A 23824-nucleotide genomic window follows, 5' to 3' on the forward strand; every position below is an offset into this window, starting at 1 on the left:
CTGCGGGACGTCGCCGCGCCGGCGCCCGAGCGGCCGCCCGCCGCCGCACCGGCGCCCGAGCCGGCGCCCGCCGCCGTGCCCGCTCCCGAGCCGCGCTGGGGCCTCCGGATGGACACCGGCGAGACCATTCCGCTGCTCGAGGCCGTGCTGGTCGGCCGCGACCCCGACGCCGCCGCCGTCCCGGGCGCCCGCACGATGCGCCTCACCGACGCCAGCCGCTCGCTCTCCAAGACGCATGCCCTCCTGCGCCCCGTCCCCGGCGGCGTCGAGGCGCTCGACTGGAACTCGACGAACGGCACCGCGGTGATCCGCTCCGGCGAGGAGCACGAGCTTCCCCCCGGTGTCGCCGCCACCGCAGCCGGCGGAGACACGATCCGGCTCGGCGACCGTCATGCCGAGGTGGTCCCGCTATGACGGATGCCGGATCCTCCCGCACCCCCGCGTCCCGGACGCACCCCCTCAGAGGAGAGCCATGCGGCTGAAGCTGACCCTGCACCGCTACGAGAGCGACCCGGTCGACATCGTCGTCACGGCCGATTCGACCGCGACCGTCGGAGACGTGGCGCGCTACATCGCCGCCTCGGACCCGGCCCGCTCGGTGCCGTTCGCGGAGGGCGACGTCCTCACGCTGGCCGTCGCGCCCCCGACGGGTGCGCGCCTGGTCGAGCTGCAGCACGACCTTCCGATCGGCGAAGCGCCGATCGGATCCGGGTTCGCGGCATCCCTCGTCAACTACGGCGCCGGCTACGTCTCGACCGACCGGCGCGAAGCCGCGGGAGTGCTCCGCGCGACGTCCGGGCCCCTCGCCGGGCAGGAGTTCGCCCTCTCGGCCGGCCACGTGTCGATCGGACGCGACCCGAGCAACGACATCGTCCTCGCGGACCCGATGGTCTCCAAGCGCCACGCGCGCATCGAGGTCGGTGCCCATGCGGAGGTCGTCGACCTCAACTCGGCGAACGGCGTCCTCGTCGACGGCGTCGAGATGCAGCGCGTGCGCGTCGAGGACGGCAGGCCCTTCGTCATCGGCGGGACGACGCTCGTGCTCTACCTCACCCGGTCCTGGGACGGCGCGGCGGCGGAGGATCCCGTCATCGAGCGCGGCGGCGGGCTGCTGTTCAACCGCAGCCCGCGCGTCGAGGTGCGCTACCCCGGCACGCGGTTCAAGCCGCCGCGCCTGCCGACGGAGAAGCTCGGCAAGATCTTCCCCTGGCCGATCATGGTCGCGCCGATCCTGATGGGCGCCGCGCTGTTCGCGCTCAACGGCAACCCCCGCTCGCTCCTGCTGATCGTCATGACGCCGCTCATGGCCCTCGGCAACATCATCAACCAGTCGGTGCAGAGCAAGAAGAGCGAGAACCACGAGCGGCTGCTGTTCGAGCGGCAGTTCGAGCAGCTCGAGGAGGACTTCTTCCGCGGCAAGCCCGAAGAGGAGCTGGCGCGCAACGCCGAGGCGCCGCCCGTCGCGGACGTCTTCGACCAGGCCATGCGGCTCGGGCCGATGCTCTGGACGCGCCGGCGCGAGCACTGGAACTTCCTCGGACTCCGGCTCGGCACGTGCTCGCTTCCCGCTCGCAACTCCATCGACGATGCCGAGACCCCCGACGGCCTTCCCGAGTTCATCGACCGCGTGGACCGGCTGCGCGAGCGCTACGCGTCCGTCGACGATGTGCCGGTGTTCGACACGCTGTCGGCCGCGGGCTCCATCGGCATCGCCGGCCCGCGGACCCTGGTCGCCGACGCGATGCGCGGGGTCGCCGTCCAGCTGTTCGGGCTGCACGCGCCGAACGACCTCGTCACGGTGGCGTTCGCCGACGCCGCGTGGACCCCGGAGCTCGAGTGGCTGAAGTGGCTGCCGCACACCTCCGCGGAGCGGAGCCCCTTCCGCGGCATGGCGCTCGCCGACTCGGCGCCCACCGGCGCCGCGCTGCTCAACTCGCTCGAGGAGTACGTCCGCCGCGTGGCCGCGGGGGACTCCGGCGAGCCGCGCGGTCCGTTCAAGGAGGACTGGAAGCCGCTCGTGTACGGCACCGATGTCGCGCGCGCCGCGGAGGACCGCCCCCGCACGCCGCCCATCTCGGTCGTCGTGTTCGTCACCGGCGATGCGCCCGTGGACCGCGGTCGCCTCACCGACGTGCTGGAGCGGGGCGCGGATCACGGCGTGCACGCCGTCTTCGTCTCGTCGACCGTCGAGTCGCTCCCGGCCGTCTGCCGCAGCTACATCGAGCTGTCCGACGACCTGTCGGATGCCCGCGTCGGACTGGTCCGCAGCGGCGAGCGCTTCGAGCACGTGAACGTGGAGGGCGTCTCCAACACGTACATGGAGATGTTCGCCCGGCGACTGGCGCCGGTCGTGGACGCCAGCACGGTCGTCCACGACGCCTCCGACATCCCGAACTCCGTCATGTTCCTGCAGCTCGTCGATCCGGCGATCGCGGAGAACCCGAACCTCGTCATCGAGCGCTGGCGGCAGAACAACACGATCCTCGATCGCTCGCCGACCCCGCGACCGCGCCTGAAGAAGGCCGGCACGCTGCGCGCGATCATCGGTCAGGGCGCCAGCGACGCCATGGCGCTGGACCTCCGCACGCAGGGCCCGCACGCGCTCGTGGGCGGCACGACCGGAGCCGGCAAGTCCGAGTTCCTGCAGGCCTGGGTGCTCGGCATGGCAGCCGCGCACAGCCCCGACCGGGTCACGTTCCTGTTCGTCGACTACAAGGGCGGATCGGCCTTCGCGGACTGCGTCGACCTGCCGCACTGCGTCGGCCTGGTCACCGACCTGAACCCGCACCTCGTGCGCCGCGCGCTCACGAGTCTGCGGGCCGAGCTGCAGCACCGCGAGCACCTCCTCAACCGCAAGAAGGCGAAGGACCTCCTCGAGCTGGAGAAGCGCCAGGACCCGGAGTGCCCGCCCTCGCTCGTCCTCGTCATCGACGAGTTCGCGGCGCTCGCCTCGGAGATGCCCGAGTTCGTGGACGGTGTCGTCGACATCGCCCAGCGCGGTCGCTCCCTCGGCATCCACCTGATCATGGCCACGCAGCGCCCCGCCGGCGTCATCAAGGACAACCTGCGCGCCAACACGAACCTCCGCATCGCACTGCGCATGGCCGACGAGTCGGACTCGCGCGACGTCGTCGACGACGAGATCGCCGCGAGCTTCCCGGCGACCGTGCCCGGTCGCGCGATCGCGAAGACCGGCCCGGGCCGCCTGGTGCCGTTCCAGTCCGCCTACACCGGCGCCTGGACCGGCGACGAGGACACCACGGTGGCCGAGGTGCGCGTCGCGGAGCTGCGCTTCGGCGCCGCCGTCGAGTGGGAGCCCGATCGCCCCGCCGAGTCGGAGTCCCACGCGGACGACCTCGGGCCGAACGACCAGAAGCGGATCGTGTCGACGCTCGTGCGCGCGAGCGAGCTCGCGCGCCTGCCGCGCCCGCGCCGGCCCTGGCTGGACGACCTGTCGCCGCTCGTCGACCTCGCGAGCCTGGCGAACGACGGCGACACGCGGATCCCGATCGCCCTCATGGATGTCCCCGAGAACCAGCGCCAGGAAGCCGCGGCGTTCGTTCCCGACCGGGACGGCTCGCTCGTCGTCTACGGCACCTCCGGGTCGGGCAAGTCGACGGTGCTGAAGACGATCGGCACCGCAGCCGGCATGCGGCCCGACCGGGGCCGCGTGAACGTGTACTGCCTCGATTTCGCGACCGGAGCGCTCGGCGCCCTCGCGGCTCTGCCCCACGTGGGGTCGGTGGTCGACGGCGGCGACGTCGAGCGCATCCAGCGACTGCTTCGCACCCTGGACGCCGAGATGGACCGTCGCGCGACCGCATTCTCGGCCGCGAGCGCCGCCACGCTGCAGGAGTACCGCGACATCGCGGATCCGCTGCTGCCGCGCATCATCCTCCTGATCGACAACTTCCCCGACTTCAAGAAGGACTGGGAGGTCGCGCCCGGTCGCGGCCCGTTCTACCGCACCTTCATGCGCATCCTCGGCGAGGGGCGGACGCTCGGCGTGCACACCGTCATCACGGCCGACCGGGGGAACGCCGTGCCGAGCGCGGTCGCCTCGAACATCTCCCGCCGGGTCGTGCTGCGGATGGGCGACCCGTCCCAGTACATGCTCCTCGGCACGCCGCGCGACGTGCTCGACGAGCAGTCCGCGCCCGGGCGCGCGGTCATCGACGGCCACGAGGCTCAGATCGCCGTGCTGGGCGGGACCTCGAACGCGGTCGAGCAGACGAAGGCGCTCGGCGCGCTCGGCGAGCGGCTGCGTGCCGCCGGCGTGCGCGACCTGCCCGAGATCGGCGCGCTGCCGACGTCCGTCCCCTCGTCGGACATGCCCGCGCAGGTCGATGGGATGCCGGTGTTCGGCGTCGCCGACGACACCCTCGCGCCGCGCGGGTTCGAGCCGATCGGGTCGTTCGTCGTCTCGGGTCCGCCGGCGTCGGGCCGCACCAACGCGCTCAAGGCGCTCGTCGTCGCGATGGAGCGCTTCGACCCGTCCGTGCGGCTGTACCACTTCGGCAGCCGCCGCGCCGATCTGAAGGACTTCCGACCCTGGGTGCGCAGCGCCACCCGGCCGGAGGACGAGCGCGACCTCGCGACCGAGCTGGCGGAGCTCGTCGTCAGCGACGCGCCGGGCGGGCGGATCATGATCGTGATCGAGGACATGCCGCACCTGTCCGACAGCGTCGCCGACCGCCCCATGCGGGCTCTGCTGCAGGCGATGAACGACAGCGAGCACCTGCTGGTCGGCGATGCCGAGATCACCCGCGCCAGCGGCAGCATCGGGGTGCTCGGCGAGTGGAAGTCCGGTCGGCAGGGCATCGTGCTCAAGCCCGACACCTACGACGGCGAGGCGATCTTCAAGACGCCGTTCGGCCGCGTCAAGCGGTCGGACTTCCCCGTCGGGCGCGGGATCTTCGTCCAGGCGGGGCGTGCCGTCACCCTCCAGATGCCGCTGGTGGTCGACGCCGCCCCGCGCGCCGGCGATGGTGGCGTGCCGGCGACGCGGGCCGCGGCTCGGGCGAGCGTCCCGGCCGAGGTGCCTGCCCGCGTCCCCGGCGGGTAGTTCTCCCCATGGGCATCTCGCCTCCTCCTGCGTAACCTGCGGGGGAGGTGATGTGTCATGGGCATGATGTTGCCGAACGAGCTGATCTGGGTGATGGAGAAGCTCGGGTTCGAGTGGCCGGACGTCGACGAGGACGAGCTGCGGCGTGGCGCGCAGATCGTCGGCACCTTCCGCGATGAGCTCGAGGAGTCGCTCCAGGCGCTGGACCGGAAGGTGAACGGCGATCTCGCGGCAGCCATGCGGGGCCGCGCGGGTCCCGCGTTCGTATCGGCGTGGAACACCAACCGCTCGCAGAACCTGCAGCGCCTCGTCGACCTCCTCGGGCCCGTGCCCACCGGCATGGATCTCGCAGCCGGCGTGGTCCTCGGCCTGAAGGTGAAGGTGATCGCCGACGTGACGACCACCATGATCGCCCTCGTGGGGATGCTGACGAACCCGATCACCGCCGTCGGCGCCGGACCGATGCTGATCATCAAGAAGAAGCTGCTGAACGCCGCCGTCGACATCGCGATCGAGCAGGCGCTCAACCAGGTGCTGCCGATGGTGATCGAGCCGTTGGCCGATGAGCTGCCGGGAGTGATCTCCGCGGCGGTGAACGCGCCCGTGGTGGAGGCGGTCGCGGGCGACCCCGACGAGTTCTACGCGGATCTCCAGGCCCTCGAGCAGGCCGAGGAGGAGCTCGACCTGCGCGCCGGTGACATCGAATCGCTCATGGACCGGCTGATGGCGGATCTCGCCGGGCTCAACATCACGGGGGACTGAACGATGGGCAAAGTCGGAGACGAACTGATCAGGCCCATGCTGCGGGCGCTGGACGACGTTCCGGTGCACGGTCGTCAGCTCGGCGAGATGGTGCGCGGGCTGCGGACGACGCAGCGACGGAACCGCGACGGGGTCGAGGAGCTCGACACCCTCGAGGTGACTCTGAAGCCGTTCCGGCGGAACAAGAAGCACGATCCCGCCGAGTACAGCCGCCAGTACGACGAGCAGATGGAGACACTGCAGCGGATGCCGGTGGACGAATGGCGGCGTAACCGGGCGGACTACCTCGACCGGGGTCGCACGCCGGACTCGCTCCGCGAGCAGCAGTACGCGCGCGATGCGGCGCTCGAGGACAAGATCGTCGAACTGGTGTCGGAGGGGCAGGACTACGACGAGGCGACCCGCAACGCCGGCGACTGGCTGCGGACCCAGGCCGCGACCCACCGTCTCGACGGCATCGCCGGCGGCGACGTCACCGACATCTCGGGAGTCGGCGATTCCCGGATCAATTCCTCGCTGGGGTCGCAGTGGCGGACCCGCGTGGGGGACATCGATGCGGCGGTCGCCCGATACCTCGAGGCGAACCCCGGTGCGGACCTCAGCAGGGTCCGCATGAACGTGGTCTTCAGGTAGGTTGTGGGCATGGTGGAGCTCGCTGATTTCATCCCGCACGCGCCCGTCGATCCCGAGGTCATCGAAGCCTATCGAGGGCGCGTCCCGGCGGAGATCCAGGAGATCTGGGAGAGCTACGGCCAGGGGACCTTCGGCGAGGGCTTCCTGCGTGTGATCGATCCGGCGGTGTACGAGGCCGAGCTCGGGGATCGCGTCGGGAAGACGCAGGGCGACGGCGTCGCCATCCCGGTGATGGTCACCGGTCTCGGGGACCTGATCCTGTGGGAGCCGGGCATCGACTCGCTCGTGGCGCTGATCTTCCGCGAGAACCGCGGTGTCGGGCTCGGCAAGGCCGCGACCTTCCTGACCCTGACGCGGGCCGCAGGCGCCAAGCACCTGTCCCGGACGCTGAACTGGGATGTGTTCCCCGACGCGGTCGCGCAGCAGGGGGCGCCGGCATTCGACGACTCCTTCATCTTCGTGCCGCTTCCCTCGCTCGGCGGCCCCGGGACCGTCGACACGCTGCACAAGCGGCAGACCCTCACGGCCATCCAGCTGATGGTCGACATGCAGGGACCCATCGGCCACTGACCGCCCATCGCGCCCAGGTGGGTAGTTCTCCCCATAGGTGGGTCTGAGAACCTTCGCTAGCATCGATCCCGCGGGGGTTGAACGGGCGCTCGCACAACGACGACACGCTGGGAGGCGGGTTCATGGCACACGATTTCGGTGCAACGTACAGCGAGATGGAGAGCGCGGCACAGCGGCTGCGCGACGGTCGTCAGACCGTCACCGACACGCTGAAGGAGCTCCAGGGCATCATCGACGACCTGGTGCAGGACGGCTTCAAGACCGAGAACGCCTCCGAGGCGTACTCGACCGCGTACTCGGAGCTCACGACCTCGCTCGACGACGCGGCTGAGGCCGTGAACGACATGGCGCAGGCGCTGGACCGCATGGCGGACCGCATCCGCGACACGGACGCGGAGCTCGCCGGCGGCTGAGCCTCCCGCGACGACACGGGCCGCGGTGCGATCGAACGATCCGCACCGCGGCCCGTTCTTCGTGTCAGGGGTGATTAGGATCAGGGAGATGAACGGAGTGTCGAGCCGATGACCACGTCGCAGACCTATTGGTACAACCTCACGACGCAGTCGGTCGTCCGCGACGACGAACGCCCGTCGGCCGACTGCCTGGGGCCGTTCTCGTCGGCCGCGGAGGCGGAGGACTCGCCCGCCGTGCTGCTCGAGTACGCGCGCAGCTGGCTCGAGAGCGAAGAGAGCGAGCCGTACCGCGAGATGGCCGCCGAGCTCGACGACGGCACCGACTACGCCTGACGCCCACGATGCACTCCTCCCGCCGCGGCGCGGCCGTCGTCGTCGTGCTGTCGGCCGTCGGGCTGGCCGCCTGCGCACCCACCGCACCGCCCTCCGTCGTCCCGGGCAGCAGCGTCGTCGTGGGATGGTCGGCGGAGCTGACCTCGCTCAACGCGGCAGCGCACCCGACGGCCGGCAACCTCGACATCGCCGCCGCGACCCGCTCCCGGTTCGGGGACACCGTGGACGGCGACTTCATCCCCGATGAGAGCTTCGGGACGGCGTCCATCGCCGGCGACGATCCCTTCACCGTGCGGTACGACCTGGCCGAGCCATCGTGGTCCGACGGCATCCCCGTGGACGCGGCCGATCTGATGCTCGGCTGGGCAGGGGCCGCCGGTGCCTTCGCGGCCGACGGCGGATCCTCGCAGGACGAGGCTCCGGCCCCTCCCGTGGTGGACGAGTTCGCACGCGCCATCGAGGTGACCTTCCCCGCGCCGACCATCTCCTGGCAGACCGCGGTGAGTGCTCCGGTGCCCGCGCACGTCGTCGGCGAGCGCGCCTTCGGGCTGGACGACCCGATGGAGGCCAAGCAGGCCGTCCTCCGTGCGCTGGCGGAGCGCGATGCGGCTGCGACCGCGGCGATCGCGGAGGAGTGGGACCGGGCCTTCGAGATCGCGGCGGACGGCGACACCGCCCCCGAGGTGCTGATCTCGAGCGGCCCCTACCTGCTGGACGGGATCGACGGCTCCGGAGGGGATCAGACGGTGCGGCTCGTGCCCAATCCGGGTTACCGGGGAGCGGCGACGCCCCGGATCGCACGCGTGGACCTGGTCCCGCGCGGGAAGGATCCGGCGGCGGCCGTCGGCGACTCGCTCGATCTCGTGACGCTCGCTCCGACCGCCGACAACCGCGGGCCGATCCGGGAGAAGGAGCGCCGTGACTTCGCCGTGCAGGCGACGCACGACGGCACGGTGTGGAGCGTCCTGCTCCGGCCGGACCGGATCTTCTCCGACCGGGCGGCGCGGGCCGCGTTCCTGCGGGTCGTCCCGGCCGATGAGATGGTCGCCGCGGGCGCCGGCGAATGGGCGCGGGTGTACGCGAAGAGCACGTCCATGGTGGCGGCCCCCGGCTCGCGGGCATTCGACATCGTCAACGAGGATTCCGGCTTCACCGACGCCCTCGGCACGCCGGCCGACGACCCGCCGCTCGACCGATCGCGCGCGGGGGTGCCGGCGAGGACGCGCGTGTGCGTCCTGTACGACCGCGGCAGCGCGTTCGCCGCGGGGGCCTTCACGGCCCTGCAGAAGGCCGCGAAGGAGGCGGGCTGGGCGGTCGCCGACTGCGGCAGCGACGACGTCTCGAAGGCGCTGTCGGGCGGCGGCTGGAACGCCGTGATCGACCGCGTGAGGATCCCGCAGACGCCGGACGAGATGGCGGCGCAGTGGGGGAGCGAGGGCGCGGCATCCGTCACCGGGCATGCCGACGCCGATCGGGACGACCTCATCGCGACGCTCGCCGAGACGGTCGACGTGTACGCGGCTCGCGAGCTGACGGCCCGGATCGAGCGGACGATCGTGGACGCCGCCGTCGCACGTCCGATCGCCGTGAACCCGCGGGTGACGATCGTCGACCCGGGGCTGTCGAGTGTGACGGTGCGCAACGGATCGCGGGCTCCGGTGATGTCGGGGATCGCGCAGTGGGCCCCCGCGGGCTGACGCCGGCCGGCGCATCGTTGTGTCCGATTTCCGCGAGCCGGTGTCGGGGAGGCGTGACAGGCTGAGGTCATGACGATCGCCGCGATGACCTTCGACGAGCGCTACCGCGCCATCGATGCGCGCGACGTCCGCTTCGACGGCCAGTTCGTCACCGCCGTCCGATCGACCGGCATCTACTGTCGGCCGAGCTGCCCGGCGCGCACCCCGAAACCGGCGAACGTCACCTTCTACCCGACGAGCGCGGCCGCCCACGAAGCCGGGTTCCGCGCCTGCAAGCGGTGCCTGCCCGAGGCGACGCCCGGATCGCCGCAGTGGAATGTGCGCAGCGACGTCGCGGGTCGCGCGATGCGTCTCATCGCCGACGGTGTCGTCGACCGGGAGGGCGTCCCCGGCCTCGCCGCGCGCCTCGGGTACTCGACCCGGCACCTCACCCGGCTGCTGGCCGCCGAACTGGGGGCAGGACCGCTCGCCCTCGCCCGCGCCCACCGTGCCCACACCGCGCGCACGCTGCTGGTCGACACCGACCTGCCCGTCGCCGACGTCGCTTTCGCCGCGGGCTTCGCGAGCATCCGGCAGTTCAACGAGACGGTCGGCGAGGTCTTCGCGCTCCCGCCGACGCAGCTGCGCGCCCGCCGCACCGGCGGCGGTCCCCGGCCCGGGCGCATCGACCTGACGCTGCCGGTCCGCGAGCCCTTCGACGCCGTCGGCGTGTTCGGCTGGCTCCGTGCGCACGCCGTCCCCGGGCTGGAGGTGGGCGACGCGGGATCGTTCAGCCGGGTCGTGCGCCTTCCCGGCGGGACCGCCTGGTTCGAGGTGCACCAGGACGCCGGCGGCCGACTGCGGATGCAGGCCGAACTCACCACGCTGCGGGACCTGTCCGTGCTGATCGCCCGGGTGCGGCGGCTGTTCGACCTCGACGCGGACCCCGCCGCGATCGACGAGGCCCTCGGTGCGCATCCCGAGTTGCGTCCGCTCGTCGCCCGGGTCCCGGGAGTGCGTCTGCCCGCCGCCATGGATGCCGATGAGATGCTGATCCGCGCCATGATCGGCCAGCAGATCAGCGTGGCGGCGGCCCGGACCGTCATGGGGCGTCTCGTCGCCGACCTCGGCGAGCCCGTCGACACCGTCCGCGGGCCGGCCATCCTGTTCCCGACGGCCGAGACCGTGGCAGCCTCCGGCGCGGAAGTGCTCCGCGGGCCGGCCGCGCGGGTGCGCTCGATCGTCGGCGCGGCCGCCGCACTCGCCGACGGCGCACTCCGGCTGAGCCCGGGGGACGACCCGGTCGAGCAGCGCGCCGCCCTTCTCGCGCTCCCCGGCATCGGGCCCTGGACGGCGGACTACGTGCGGATGCGCGTCCTCGGCGATCCCGACGTGCTGCTGCCCGGAGACGTGGCCGCGCGCGCGGGCGCCACCGCGGCAGGCATCCCCGACGACGCCCGCGGGCTCACCGAGTGGTCACGCCGGGTCGCTCCCTGGCGCAGCTACCTGATGGCGCACCTCTGGTACGCCGCCCCCGTCACGCAGGCGTGGCGGGCCCTTCCCGCACCCGAGGAGACCACGCCATGACCGCACTGATCGAGACCGTCGACACGGCCGACGGCGCCTTCACCATCCTCGAGTCGGAGGGACGGGTCCTCGCCTCGGGATGGACGGCGGACCCGGCCGCGATCCTGGTGCGGCTGCACCCCCGGCACCGGCCCGCACAGGTCGACTCCGGGCGGACGGATGCCGCGGCCGCCGTCGCGGCGTACTACGACGGCGACCTCGCCGCCATCGACGCGGTCCCCGTCGCCCAGCGCGGCACCGATCTGCAGCGGGCGGGATGGGCGGCGCTGCGGTCGATCGCACCGGGGAGCCCGCTGACCTACACGGAGTTCGCTGCCGCGCTGGGCTCGCCGGGAGCCGTCCGCGCCGCGGCGTCCATCTGCGCGCGCAACGCCCCGGCTCTGTTCGTCCCGTGTCACCGGGTGCTCCGGACCGGTGGCGCGCTGGGCGGCTTCGCCTGGGGCCTGCCGGTGAAGGAGCGCCTGCTCGCCCGTGAGGCGACGATCCGCTGAGAAAACGCTTGCCTCCCGTGGCGGACCCGGTCTAACCTGGAGGGCTGTCGCGCACGCCGCGTCGACCCCGTTCGGCTGAAGCCAGGAGGAAGCCATGTATCCGGAAATCGTTCCCACGAAGTCCGTCGCCTCCCTCGCCGCCGGACCCTCCGCCCGCAAGGGGTGACGTCAGAGCGGTAGACCTTCCGCTCGCACTCTTCCGTTCGCGGCCGTCGGCCCCGATCTCCCGCGCACCGCTGCGCTCTCCGCCGCCTCGGCATCCGTCTCCACCCCTGCAGGAACATGACCTCTTCGACGACGCCCCGTCTGTCCACCTTCCGCTCCCTCATCCGGCTGCTGCCGTTCGCGAAGGCGGTGCTCCCGCGCCTCGGCCTCGGTGCCGCGAGCGCGCTCGTGGCGAGCCTGCTCGCCCTCGGGATCCCGCTCGTGCTCGAGCAGATCGTCAGCGACGAGGGCCCGATCGCCTCGGGCGACCCCTGGCTCATCGCGCTCGGCGCGGGGATCATCCTGCTCCTCGGCCTCCTCGAGGCGCTGATGGTGTGGGCCCGCCGCTGGTTCGTGCTCGGTCCCGCGACGCGCGTCGAGTACGAGCTGCGGAGCGACTTCTTCTCCCGGCTGCAGCGTCTGCCGGTCGCCTTCCATGACCGGTGGCAGTCGGGACAGCTGCTCAGCCGCATGATGCAGGACATCAGTCTCATCCGCCGCTGGCTCGCGTTCGGCATCGTGCTGCTCGTGGTCAACGCGATCACGATCGTCGTCGGCTCGGCGATCCTCTTCCGCTGGCACTGGGTGCTCGGGACGATCTTCGTGGTCGTGTCGGCGCCGCTGTGGATCGCGGGCTACATCTTCGAGAACCGCTACGGCGCGCTCTCGCGGCAGAGCCAGGACCAGGCCGGCGACCTCGCCACGGCGGTGGAGGAGTCGGTGCACGGCATCCGCGTGCTGAAGGCCTTCGGTCGCGGCAGCCACGCGCTCAAGAAGTTCACCCGGCAGGCGGAGACGCTGCGCGAGACGGAGATCAACAAGGCGCGCGCGGTCGGCTGGATCTGGTTCTGGCTCGTCCTCCTGCCCGACATCGCATTCGCACTGTGCCTCGGCGCCGGCATCTTCCTCGCACAGGCGGGCGAGATCGACCGGGCCGCGCTGATCGCGTTCTTCGCGATGGCGACGATCCTGCGGTGGCCGGTGGAGTCCATCGGCTTCCTGTTCTCGTTCCTCGTCGACGCGCGCACCGCGACGGACCGTCTGTTCGACGTGTTCGACGAGGAGAACACGATCACCGACCCGGTGGACCCGAAGACGATCGAGCGCCCGCGCGGGGCGCTCGTGTTCGAGAACGCCCACTTCCGCTATCAGGACGCGGGCGAGGCCGAGCGCGACCTGCTGGACGGCATCGACCTCGCGCTCCGCCCCGGCGAGACGATGGCTCTCGTCGGTCTCACCGGCTCGGGCAAGACGACTCTGACGACCCTGCCGGGCAGGCTGTACGACGTCACCGGCGGACGGGTGACGCTCGACGGCGTCGACGTGCGGGAGCTGACGCTCGCCGAGCTGCGCCGGCACGTGGGCATGGCGTTCGAGGACGCCACGCTGTTCTCGCAGACCGTGCGCGAGAACGTGCTGCTCGGCCGCGAGGACCTCACGCCGGGCAGCGATGAGGCGGAGCGCGTGCTCCGTGAAGCGCTCGGGGTCGCCCAGGCCGGCTTCGTGGACGATCTGCCGAACGGCGTGGACACCGTGATCGGCGAGGAGGGGCTCAGTCTCTCCGGAGGCCAGCGTCAGCGGCTGGCGCTCGCCCGCGCGGTCGCCGCACGCCCCGCCGTGCTGGTGCTCGACGATCCGCTGTCGGCCCTCGACGTCGACACCGAGGCCCTCGTCGAGGACGCCCTGCGCGAAGTGCTCGCCGAGACCACCGCCCTCATCGTCGCGCACCGCCCGTCGACCGTGACCCTCGCGGACCGCGTCGCGCTCCTCGAGGCAGGCCGCATCACCGCGGTCGGGACGCACTCCGAGCTCCTGCGCACCAGCGAGCATTACCGGCACGTCATCTCGAGCCTCGAGGACGAGCAGGAACGTCAGCATGAGAGGAAGGTGTCGCTGTGAGCACCGTCACCGGCACCAGCGGCGAAGACCGCTCGGACTACACGCGCGAGGAGAGCCGCGAGATCCGGCGGCGCTCGCTGCGGCTGCTGGGGTCGCTCGTGACGCCGCTGCGCATGCAGCTCGTGCTCGCCGCCATCGTCCTCGTCATCTCGACGGCACTGCGCGTCGCGGGCCCGGCCCTCGTCGGATGGGGCATCGCCAACGCACTGCCCGCCGTCGTCGAGCAGGCGGACTGGATGCCGACGATCGTCGTGGTCGTCGTCTTCCTCGTCACCGCGATCGGCGGCGCAGCCCTCATCGGCTGGTACGCCGTGGTCGCGGCGCGACTGACCCAGGCGGTCATGTTCGACCTGCGGCGTCGCATCTTCCTGCACACGCAGCGGCTGAGCCTCGAGTTCCACGAGTCGTACACCTCGGGCCGCATCATCTCGCGCCAGACGAGCGATCTGGACACGATCCGCGAGCTCCTCGACGGCGGCCTCAACGAGCTCGTCTCGGGGCTGCTCTACGGCGGGTTCACGCTCGTGGCCCTCCTGCTGCTCGACTGGCAGTCGGGTCTGATCCTCGCCGCGACGGGGCTCCCGCTGTTCCTCCTGATGCGCTGGTTCTACCTCCGGTCACAGGTGGTCTACCGCGAGTCGCGCGTGATCAGCGCGAAGGTCATCGTCAAGTTCGTCGAGTCGATGACCGGCATCCGCGCCGTCAAGGCGTTCCGCAAGGAGCCGGCAAACGACGCCGAGTTCGGGAAGCTCGCGAGCGACTACCGCGACGTGAACATGCGCTCGATCCGTCTGTTCGGGACGTTCGAGCCCGGCATGATGGCCATCTCGTCCGTCGCACTCGCGCTCGTGCTCTTCTGGGGCGGGTTCCGCGTCATCGACGGCGCGCTGGAGCTCGGCTTCCTGCTGTCCGCGGTCCTGTACGTGCGCAACTTCTTCGCGCCCATGCAGGAGGTGGCGTTCTTCCTGAACTCGTACCAGTCCGCGACAGCGGCGCTCGAGAAGGTGTCGGGGGTGCTCGAGGAGTCGCCGACGGTCCCCGACCCGACCGACCCGGTCGACCTGCGCGTCGCCCGCGGTCACCTCCGATTCGACGAGGTCGAGTTCGGCTACTCCGACGAGGTCACGATCCTGCCCCGGTTCGTGCTCGACATCCCGGCCGGTCAGACGATCGCGCTCGTCGGGACCACCGGCGCCGGCAAGTCGACGCTCGCGAAGCTCATCGCGCGGTTCTACGACCCGACCCGCGGACGGCTGACCCTGGACGGCGTCGACCTGCGCCGGCTGCACCCGAAGGACCTGCGGCGCGCGATCGTCATGGTGACGCAGGAGGCGTACCTGTTCAGCGGGACGGTGGCGGACAACATCGCCCTCGGCAAGCCCGACGCGACGCTGGACGAGATCAAGGCCGCGGCCCGGGCGGTCGGCGCCCACGAGTTCATCGAGCGGCTGCCGGACGGCTACGCCACCGACGTCAACAAGCGCGGCGGCCGCGTCTCGGCGGGTCAGCGTCAGCTGGTCTCGTTCGCGCGGGCGTTCCTCGCCGACCCCGCGGTGCTGATCCTCGACGAGGCGACCGCATCGCTCGACATCCCCAGCGAGCGGCAGATCCAGGAAGCCCTCGGGACCCTGCTCTCCGACCGGACCGCGATCATCATCGCCCACCGCCTGTCGACGGTCGCGATCGCCGACCGCGTCCTGGTCATGGAGCACGGCCGCATCATCGAGGACGACACCCCGGATGCGCTGATCGCGGGCACGGGCAAGTTCTCGCAGCTGCACCGGGCGTGGCGCGAGTCGCTCGTCTGACGCGGAGGGGCAGCGGATGCCGGGGCTCGCGTCCCGGCATCCGCTCGTCTCAGCGGGTCGTCAGAGACGGAACTCGGCAACGACCTCGCCGTACTCCGTCTCGTCCACCGGGGTGAAGCCGACACGACGGAAGAAGGCCTCGGGGCCCTCGTCGCCCGCCTCGTAGATGACGTTGACGTGGTCGAAACCTCGGGAGCGCGCCTCGTCGAGGAGCTTCTCGACGGCGAAGCGGCCGACGCCGCGGCCCTGGTCGTCGGCGTCCACGTTGATGCGCCACAGCACCGAGCGGAAGTGGTCCTGAGCGGCGTCCTCGTCGAAGTTGGCGCTCACGAAGCCGACGACCTCGTCGCCGTCCAGCACCACGCGCTGCCACGCGGTGGCGGGGTTCACGACGGCGCCGGCGACGGCATAGCTGGTGGGGGCGAGGAACTGCTCCTGCCCAGGCTTGAGGGACATCGTGTTGACCGCCACGATCGTATCCGCGGACAGTTCGACCAATCGCAGCTCCGTCATGCGGCCAGGGTACCCAACAGATCGGTCGCGGCGCACGCCGATTTCCGGCGGCGCCGGGCCGGCCGGCGCGAGAAGTATCTCGATATCGAGAGACTTCGGTCCCGTGCGATAGGCTGGCCGGGATCCCATTTGCCGCTCAAACGGAGAGACGACACGTGTCCGAGTCGACCATCATCTACACCCATACGGACGAGGCACCGGCACTGGCCACCGCTTCGTTCCTCCCCATCGTCCAGGCGGTCGCCGGGCAGGCCGGAGTGGCCATCGAGACCCGCGACATCTCGCTCGCCGGCCGCATCCTCGCCGCCTTCCCGCAGCGACTCACGCCCGAGCAGCAGGTGGGCGACGCCCTCGCCGAGCTCGGCGGTCTCGCCACGCTGCCCGAGGCCAACATCATCAAGCTGCCGAACATCTCGGCCTCGATCCCGCAGCTGAAGGCGGCCATCGCCGAGCTGCAGTCGCAGGGCTACGACATCCCGGACTACCCGGATGAGGCCTCCTCGGTCGAGGACAAGGACGTGCGCGCCCGCTACGACCGGATCAAGGGATCCGCCGTGAACCCGGTGCTGCGCGAAGGCAACAGCGACCGCCGCGCGCCCCTCTCGGTGAAGAGCTACGCGCGCAAGCACCCGCACCGCAACAAGCCGTTCGCCGAGGGCTCCCGGACCCGCGTCGCCACCATGGGTCACGACGACTTCAAGAGCAACGAGAAGTCGACGGTCCTGGCGGCGGACGACGTGCTGACGATCCAGCACGTGGCCGAGGACGGCACCGTGACCGAGCTCAAGAGCGGCCTGAAGGTGCTCCCGGGCGAGATCGTCGACGCCACGTTCCTGTCCGCCGCCGCTCTCGACGCGTTCCTCGCCGAGACGATCGAGGCCGCCCGGGCCGACGACGTGCTGTACTCCGTCCACCTCAAGGCCACCATGATGAAGGTCAGCGACCCGATCATCTTCGGCCACGTCGTGACGGCGTTCTTCGCCGACGTCTTCGACCGCTTCGGGGGCGTCCTCGCGGATGCCGGGCTCACCCCGAACGACGGGCTCGGCTCGATCCTCGCGGGGCTCGGCACGGTCGCGAACGGCGATGAGATCGCCGCCGCGTTCGACGCCGCGCTGGCGAACGGACCGCGCCTGTCGTACGTGAACTCGGACAAGGGCATCACGAACCTGCACGTCCCGTCCGACGTCATCGTCGACGCGTCGATGCCCGCGCTGGTCCGCAACGGCGGCAAGCTGTGGGGCGCGGACGGCGGCGAGGCCGACACGATCGCCGTGATCCCGGACTCGTCCTACGCCGGGGTCTACCAGGCGGTCATCGACGATGTCATCGCGCACGGACCGCTTGACCCCGCCACGATCGGCACCGTCCCGAACGTCGGCCTCATGGCGCAGGCGGCGGAGGAGTACGGCAGCCACGACAAGACCTTCGAGATCGCGTCGGCCGGTGCGGTGCGGATCGTCGACCAGTCCGGAACGGTGCTCATCGAGCACGCGGTCGGCGCCGGCGACATCTGGCGCGCGACGCAGACCAAGGACGTCGCGGTCCGCGACTGGGTGAAGCTCGCCGTCACACGCGCCCGCGCGACCGGGGCACCGGCCGTCTTCTGGCTGGACGCCTCGCGCGCCCACGACGCCCAGCTCATCGAGAAGGTCCGGACCTACCTCGCCGAGCACGACACCGACGGCCTGACGATCGAGATCCTCGCCCCGGCCGAGGCCACGCAGTACTCCCTCGACCGCATCCGCACGGGCGAGGACACCATCTCGGTGACCGGCAACGTCCTGCGCGACTACCTGACCGACCTGTTCCCGATCCTCGAAGTGGGCACGAGCGCCAAGATGCTCTCGATCGTCCCGCTCCTCGCGGGCGGCGGCCTGTTCGAGACGGGTGCCGGCGGCTCGGCTCCGAAGCACGTGCAGCAGCTGGTGGCGGAGAACTACCTGCGCTGGGACTCCCTGGGAGAGTTCTTCGCGCTCGCGGCATCTTTCGAGCACCTGGCGGACACGACCGGCAACGACCGCGCCCGCGTCCTGGCCGAGACCCTCGACGCCGCGACCGGCACGTTCCTCGAGAACGACAAGTCGCCCGGCCGTGCGCTCGGCACGATCGACAACCGAGGCAGCCACTTCTACCTGGCCAGCTACTGGGCGCAGGAGCTGGCGTCGCAGACCACCGACGGCGACCTGGCGGCTGTGTTCGGTCCGGTCGCCGAGGCGCTCACCGCGAACGAGGAGACGATCGTCGCCGAGCTGAACGCCGTGCAGGGATCGCCCGCGGAGATCGGCGGGTACTACCGTCCGGACCCCGAGCTCGTGACCCGCATCATGCGCCCGTCGGCCACGCTGAACGGGATCATCGACGCGATCTGACCGATGACGACGAAGGGGCCGGATGCCACGCGGCATCCGGCCCCTTCGTCGTTGCGACGCGCGCGTGCGTCAGGCGTGGATCCAGACGTCCGCACCGTTGGGCAGCCAGTCGTAGAGCTTCTTGGCGAGGTGCGGCGGCATGTTGACGCAGCCGGCGCTCATCCGGTTGCCGAAGTTGTCGTGCCAGTAGGCCCCGTGGAACGCCTGGTTGCCGTTGAAGTACATCACCCAGGGCACATCGGGCTGCGTGTACTTCGAGCCGGTGTCGCGCGAGGTGCCGCTCATGTCCTGCAGCGGAGTGCGCCAGCCGATGCTGTAGCGGCCCGTGAACGTCACCGCGCCCTCGCGCCCGCTCGAGATCAGCCACGTGTCGATGACCTTGTCGTTCTCACGCAGGTAGATCCGCTGCTCGCTGAGGTCGACCTCGGCCAGTCGTGTGGTGGTGACGGTCTCGCGCGGCGTCACCTCGACCGGCAGGTCGTAGGCGGCGTTGCCGCCGGTGAGCTGCTCGGCGAAGTCGCGCGCGATGCCGTCGGTGTCGCCGAGCACGCGCCCGTCCTGGCCCTCGACGAGGGTGACGAGCTGCGCGCCGGACTCACTCGTGAGTACCTCGGCGGACTCGGGGTCCTGGTCGACCTTCTCGGGCAGACCGTCGACCGTGGCCTGGATCGCGGCGGGGTCGGCGGTGATCGTGAACGCGCCGGACGCGTCGGTGTCGACGGTGAGCCACGAGGCGAGCTTTGTCGCGGACACGGCGACCACGCGCTCGTCAGCCGCGTAGAAGCCGGCGTTGTCGATCATCTCGTTGAGGGTGTCGGCGGTCGCCTCGGCCATCTCGGTCGTCGTGGCGGAGGCGACCGGCTCGGCCGTCGGGTCGATCACGACCGTGGCGGAGCCGTCCGACAGGCCGTCCTCGAGCGCGGCACGGACGTCCTCGAGGGCGATGCCGGAGCCGTCGACGGCCGGGCTGACCGTGTAGGAGGAGTCCTCGAACGAGACCGCCGCCGGAGTCGGGTCGGTGTAGAGCTCGGGCGCGGCCGCGCGGAGCGTCGCGGTGGCTCGCTCGGCGTCGAGCGAGATCTCCGCACCGCCGACCTCGCTGAACCAGCTGCCCAGGTTCCACATGGGGCTCTGCGCGAACGCGGCGTCGGCGAGCGACCCGGCATCCACCGAAGCGCCCAGATCGGCCGCCGAGACGGTCGGGCCGCCCTCGCCGAGGGAGACCGTCATGCCGGCGACGTGGCTCGAGACGGTGTCAGCGGCCATGCCCGGGGTCTGCCAGCCGACCGGGACACCGGCGACCGCGGTGCCGGGGGCGATGAGGACGAGCGACGCGGCGACGGCCCCGACGGTGACGACGGCGACCGGGATCCCGATCTTCAGGCCCAGGTGACGGCGCTTGGGCGCCGGCTCGGCGGGCGCCCATCGGACCTCCGGCGTCTCCGGAGGAACCGACCCGTCGGGCTCGGAGCGTGTGATTACTTCGGACATGGTCCCCCCGAGGAGCAGTCAGGCCGCGCCAGGTGATCCGGTCGCGTACCGGAAATGGTATCGCGACCGGCCTGGGAGAGCGCGTCGACGCGTATCCGGTCCGGCGCGGCAGCCGTACACTGGCCGGGCGCGGCGCCCGCCGCGACGGGAGGAATGGGATCCGTGGCCGAAGTCGTGATCGTCGAATCGCCCGCCGCGGCCGGAGCGCTCGCCGCCGATGAGATCGTGCGGCTGCTCTCCGAGCGACCGGACGCCGTGCTGGGCCTGGCCACCGGGTCGACCCCGCTCCCGGTGTATGAGGCGCTCCGACCCCGGCTCGACGGGCTGGACGTGTCGCAGGTGCAGGGGTTCGCCCTCGACGAGTACGTCGGCCTGGATCCCGCGCACCCGCAGAGCTACCGCGCGGTCATCACCCGCGAGGTCGTCGAGCCGCTCGGGCTGGATCCGACGCGCATCCACACCCCGAACGGCGCCCCCGAGACCATCGAGCATGCGGGGGAGGACTACGAGCGCGCCATCGCCCGCGCGGGCGGTATCGACCTGCAGATCCTCGGGATCGGGACGTCCGGTCACATCGGGTTCAACGAGCCCGGCTCGTCGTTCGCGTCGCGCACGAGGGTGAAGACGCTCGTCGAGCAGACGCGACGCGACAACGCCCGGTTCTTCGACTCCGCGGACGACGTGCCGATGCACTGCATCACGCAGGGACTCGGCACCATCCTCATGGCCCGCCACCTGGTGCTGCTCGCGTTCGGCGAGAGCAAGGCCGCGGCTGTCGCAGGGGCCGTGGAGGGCCCGCTGACCTCGTCTCTGCCCGGCTCGGCGATCCAGCTCCACCCGCATGTGACGGTGATCATCGATGAGGCCGCCGCGTCGCGGCTCGCCGGAGCGGACTACTACCGCTACGCCTATGCGCACAAGCCGGCCTGGCAGGGTCTGTGACACGCACCGCGGCACGGGTCACGGCCGCGGGGCGAACACCTTCCCCGGATTGAGGATGCCGGCCGGGTCGAACAGCGCCTTGATGCCGCGCTGCAGCTCCTCCTGATCCGCTCCGAGCTCGTCTGCGAGCCAGCGGCGCTTGAGGACCCCGATGCCGTGCTCGCCCGTCAGGGTGCCGCCGAGTGCCAGCGCCGCGCGGAACAGCTCGCCCGCCGCCTCCCACACGACGTCCGGCACCTCGGTGCCGTCGAACACGAAGTTCGGGTGCAGGTTGCCGTCGCCGGCATGGCAGACGGTCGGGATCGTGAGGCCATACGCCTGCTCGATCCGGGCGATCTCGTCGAACATCGCCGGCAGGGCGCTCCGCGGCACCGAGACGTCCTCGATGAGCGTGGTGCCGAGCCGCTCCATGGCGGGGTGCATCGACCGCCGCACCGTCCACAGCTGCGCGGCCTCGACGTCGTCGACCGCGAGGCGCACCCGGCCACCGGCGTCGGCCAGGACGGTCGCGATCGCCGCCTGCTCGTCGGCGGCGGCGATGCCGTCGGTCTGCACGGTGAGCTGCGCGGCCCCCGGCTGCGGTGGGGGGAGTCCCAGCAGAGCGTGGGCGGCGGCGAGGCTCACGGCATCCATCAGCTCCATGATCGAGGGCTGGATGCCGGCGGCCGTGACGGCGGCGGACGCGACCGCCGCGGCGCGCACGTCGGGGAAGGTGGCGGTGAGGGTGCGGGTGACGCCGGGAACCAGGCGGCGGAGCTTGAGGGTCGCCCCGACCACGACGCCGAGCGTGCCCTCCGAGCCGATCATCAGGGCGGTGAGGTCGTAGCCCGTCACGCCCTTGACGCTGCGGTGTCCGACCGAGATGAGGCGCCCGTCCGCCAGGACGACGTCGAGCGCGAGCACGGCATCGCGGACGACGCCGTACTTCGCGCACAGCAGCCCGCCGGCACCCGTGGCGATGTTGCCGCCCACGGTGGAGATGTCGCGGCTGGCGGGGTCGGGCGCCCACCACAGGCCGTGAGCGGCCAGCGCCGCGTTGAGGTCGGCGTTGAGGATGCCCGGCTCGACGACCGCGAGCAGATCGTCGGGACGCACGTCCACGATGGCGTCCATGGCCCGCAGGGACAGCGAGATCTCACCGCTGCCGGTGTTGGCTCCGCCGGCGAGTCCCGTCCCGGCACCTCGGACGACGACGGGGGTTCCGCTGGCGTGCGCGATCCGCAGGGTCGCCTGGACATCGTCGACGGATGCCGCGTGCACGACCGCCAGCGGGAGGCCGGCCGCGCGGTGACCGGACTTGTCTGCGCGCACGGTCTCCCGTTCCGCCACGTCGGTGGTGACGCGCTCGCCGAGCTCCTCGCGGAGCCGGGCGACGACCTCGCTCATGCCAGCCGCTGGCGCCCGGCGAGGACGCCGACGACGACCGCCACGACGCCGAAGCCGAGACCGATCCACGCCTGCCCGGCGCTCCACCACACGATGGTGGCCGACAGGGCGAGGAGGAGCTCCACGAGACCTCGGACGAACGGGTGGACGCGCAGCACGGCGCGCGGCGAGACGAAGAGTGCCCAGATGACGAGCGCTCCGAGCGGTGCCGCGATGCCGACGACGATGTTCCAGGGCATGTCCCAGGCGGTGAAGCCCCAGACGGCGAGGGTGCCCGCGGCGAAGAGGACGCAGAGGAAGCCCAGCAGGTCGAGGACCGACAGGGGCGCGCGGGTGCCGGCGGCGGGCAGCGGGGCGTCGGGTGTCGCGGGCCGCACGGGGGGAAGGTCGGACATGCTCCGATTCTACGGCGGGCCGAATGTCACAAGTTTGTTAAGACTGCTGCCGAATCGGCGTCAGACGCTTGCGCCGGGGCAGTTCGTAAGTTCTACTAACAAACATGTCGACGTCGACGAGATCTCCGCGCCCCGCGCGGATGCGCCACACGGCGGGCAAGATCCTGCCGGAGCACGCCCGCGCCCACAATCGCGCGCTCGTCCTGCAGTCGCTGTTCTCCGCCGGCGCGATGAGTCGCGCCGACCTCGCCCGGACCACCGGCCTCACCCGGGTCACGATCTCCGATCTGGTCGCGGAGCTGATCGGCGACGGCTACATCGTCGAGCGAGGCGTGCGCGAGGCATCCGGCCCGGGGAAGCCCGCCATCCTGGTGGATCTCGCTCGTGACGGGCATCGGATCGCCGGCCTCGACCTGTCGGGCAGCGACCGCTTCCGCGGCGCGACCCTGACCCTCGACGGCGAGATCGTCGCGCGGCACGAGGTGCCGGTGCCGGCATCGGCCGCGGACATCGTGCCGGCCATCATCGAGCTCGCCCGCGCCGTGATCGCCGACGCCCACGCCCCCGTGCTCGGCCTCGGCGTCGGGACGCCCGGTGTCGTCGACGACCGCGGCACGGTTCTGACCGCGCCGGGCTTCGGCTGGGAGGGTCTTGACCTCAGCGGCATCCTCGAAGCTCAGCTGGCGGTGCCCGTCCTCGTCGCGAACGACGCGAACGCGGCCGTCCTGGCGGAGCACACCTTCGGCGGCGCGGGCGACGACGTCATCCTCGTCCGGGTCGGTCGAGGCGTCGGCGCCGGTCTGCTGACAGGCGGGCAGCCGCTGGCCGGCGCCCGCTTCGCGGCGGGCGAGATCGGGCACGTCACGGTCGGGACCGACGGCGGTCCGCTGTGCGCCTGCGGCAAGATCGGCTGCCTCGAAGCGTGGCTCTCGGTGCCTGCGCTGACCGAGCGCGTCGCGGCGAGCAGTGATCCGGGCGGCGTCCTGCGCGACGCGGGGGAGCGTCTCGGCATCGCGCTCGCGCCGATCGTGGGGGCGCTCGACCTCTCCGAGATCGTGCTCTCCGGTCCCGAGGACCTCCTCGGCGACCTCCTCGCGGAAGCTGCCGCCGAGACGGTGCGCACGCGCACCCTCGCCACCTTCCACGACGAGCTGCACGTGCGGATGACGACCCACGGCGAGGACATCGTCCTCCGCGGCGCTGCCGTCATGGTGCTCTCCGGCCGGCTCGGAGTGTCCTGACGACCCGATGACACGGACGGTCCGCCCGGCCCGTCCCCCACCC

Annotated in this window: 19 protein-coding genes; 15 read left to right on the plus strand and 4 right to left on the minus strand. The window is 71.6% G+C overall.

What is annotated here, in order from left to right; all coding sequences use genetic code 11:
- The 12 genes from AB3M83_RS10615 to AB3M83_RS10670 all read left to right on the plus strand — a co-directional run.
- Positions 1-414 (plus strand): FHA domain-containing protein (locus AB3M83_RS10615; protein WP_412947890.1); only part of this gene is annotated, 414 nt, incomplete at its 5' end.
- 58 nt (positions 415-472) lie between these two features.
- Positions 473-5065 carry a type VII secretion EssC family protein gene (locus AB3M83_RS10620; RefSeq protein ID WP_412947892.1) on the plus strand — a complete coding sequence of 1531 codons (4593 nt, stop codon included), beginning with the start codon at positions 473-475 and terminating at the stop codon, positions 5063-5065.
- A gap of 57 nt (positions 5066-5122) precedes the next feature.
- Complete coding sequence (locus tag AB3M83_RS10625) at positions 5123-5827, plus strand: WXG100 family type VII secretion target (protein WP_412947894.1); 705 nt, start codon at positions 5123-5125, stop codon at positions 5825-5827.
- A gap of 3 nt (positions 5828-5830) precedes the next feature.
- Entirely contained in the window at positions 5831-6460 is a 630-nt protein-coding gene (locus AB3M83_RS10630; RefSeq protein WP_412947896.1) for a polymorphic toxin type 15 domain-containing protein, read from the plus strand.
- Positions 6461-6469: 9 nt separating this feature from the next.
- Positions 6470-7030 carry a GAD-like domain-containing protein gene (locus tag AB3M83_RS10635; RefSeq protein WP_412947898.1) on the plus strand — a complete coding sequence of 187 codons (561 nt, stop codon included), beginning with the start codon at positions 6470-6472 and terminating at the stop codon, positions 7028-7030.
- A 122-nt stretch (positions 7031-7152) separates the two neighbouring features.
- Positions 7153-7443 (plus strand): WXG100 family type VII secretion target, encoded by a 291-nt coding sequence (locus tag AB3M83_RS10640; RefSeq protein WP_231370862.1) that lies wholly within the window; start codon positions 7153-7155, stop codon positions 7441-7443.
- 108 nt (positions 7444-7551) lie between these two features.
- Complete coding sequence (locus AB3M83_RS10645; RefSeq protein WP_412947900.1) at positions 7552-7776, plus strand: hypothetical protein; 225 nt, start codon at positions 7552-7554, stop codon at positions 7774-7776.
- An 8-nt stretch (positions 7777-7784) separates the two neighbouring features.
- Positions 7785-9473: an ABC transporter substrate-binding protein gene (locus tag AB3M83_RS10650; protein ID WP_412947902.1), complete on the plus strand. Its 1689-nt coding sequence runs from the start codon at positions 7785-7787 to the stop codon at positions 9471-9473.
- A gap of 69 nt (positions 9474-9542) precedes the next feature.
- Entirely contained in the window at positions 9543-11039 is a 1497-nt protein-coding gene (locus tag AB3M83_RS10655) for an AlkA N-terminal domain-containing protein (protein WP_412947904.1), read from the plus strand.
- The gene (locus AB3M83_RS10660) at positions 11036-11530 is read left to right on the plus strand and encodes a methylated-DNA--[protein]-cysteine S-methyltransferase (protein WP_412947905.1); all 495 of its coding nucleotides are present in this window, start codon (positions 11036-11038) and stop codon (positions 11528-11530) included. Before AB3M83_RS10655 ends, AB3M83_RS10660 begins: the two co-directional genes overlap by 4 nt.
- Positions 11531-11812: 282 nt before the next feature.
- Entirely contained in the window at positions 11813-13633 is a 1821-nt protein-coding gene (locus tag AB3M83_RS10665; RefSeq protein WP_412947907.1) for an ABC transporter ATP-binding protein, read from the plus strand.
- Entirely contained in the window at positions 13630-15441 is a 1812-nt protein-coding gene (locus AB3M83_RS10670; protein WP_412947910.1) for an ABC transporter ATP-binding protein, read from the plus strand. The genes AB3M83_RS10665 and AB3M83_RS10670 overlap by 4 nt, the downstream gene beginning before the upstream one ends.
- Before the next feature lie 60 nt (positions 15442-15501).
- Here AB3M83_RS10670 and AB3M83_RS10675 read toward each other — a convergent pair whose 3' ends face one another.
- Positions 15502-15954 carry a GNAT family N-acetyltransferase gene (locus AB3M83_RS10675; protein ID WP_412947912.1) on the minus strand — a complete coding sequence of 151 codons (453 nt, stop codon included), beginning with the start codon at positions 15952-15954 and terminating at the stop codon, positions 15502-15504.
- A 155-nt stretch (positions 15955-16109) separates the two neighbouring features.
- Here AB3M83_RS10675 and AB3M83_RS10680 point away from each other — a divergent pair, with 155 nt between their 5' ends.
- Positions 16110-18326, plus strand: a complete 2217-nt coding sequence (locus AB3M83_RS10680) for an NADP-dependent isocitrate dehydrogenase (RefSeq protein ID WP_412947914.1) — start codon at positions 16110-16112, stop codon at positions 18324-18326.
- 69 nt (positions 18327-18395) lie between these two features.
- On the opposite strand, the gene AB3M83_RS10685 is transcribed toward AB3M83_RS10680, so the two are convergent.
- Positions 18396-19817, minus strand: coding sequence for a L,D-transpeptidase family protein (locus AB3M83_RS10685; protein WP_412947916.1), 1422 nt, complete (start codon positions 19815-19817; stop codon positions 18396-18398).
- 162 nt (positions 19818-19979) lie between these two features.
- Between AB3M83_RS10685 and AB3M83_RS10690 the strand changes: the two genes are divergently transcribed.
- Positions 19980-20759, plus strand: coding sequence for a glucosamine-6-phosphate deaminase (locus AB3M83_RS10690; RefSeq protein WP_412947918.1), 780 nt, complete (start codon positions 19980-19982; stop codon positions 20757-20759).
- Positions 20760-20777: 18 nt separating this feature from the next.
- Here the strand turns inward: AB3M83_RS10690 and AB3M83_RS10695 are convergent, their stop codons facing one another.
- The gene (locus tag AB3M83_RS10695) at positions 20778-22145 is read right to left on the minus strand and encodes an FAD-binding oxidoreductase (RefSeq protein WP_412947920.1); all 1368 of its coding nucleotides are present in this window, start codon (positions 22143-22145) and stop codon (positions 20778-20780) included.
- Positions 22142-22540 (minus strand): YrdB family protein, encoded by a 399-nt coding sequence (locus AB3M83_RS10700; protein ID WP_412947922.1) that lies wholly within the window; start codon positions 22538-22540, stop codon positions 22142-22144. Before AB3M83_RS10700 ends, AB3M83_RS10695 begins: the two co-directional genes overlap by 4 nt.
- A 104-nt stretch (positions 22541-22644) precedes the next feature.
- Here AB3M83_RS10700 and AB3M83_RS10705 point away from each other — a divergent pair, with 104 nt between their 5' ends.
- Positions 22645-23781, plus strand: coding sequence for an ROK family transcriptional regulator (locus tag AB3M83_RS10705; RefSeq protein WP_412947924.1), 1137 nt, complete (start codon positions 22645-22647; stop codon positions 23779-23781).
- The last annotated feature ends 43 nt before the right edge of the window (positions 23782-23824 follow it).

Source organism: Microbacterium pasadenense, assembly GCF_047246565.1.
Classification (GTDB): domain Bacteria; phylum Actinomycetota; class Actinomycetes; order Actinomycetales; family Microbacteriaceae; genus Microbacterium.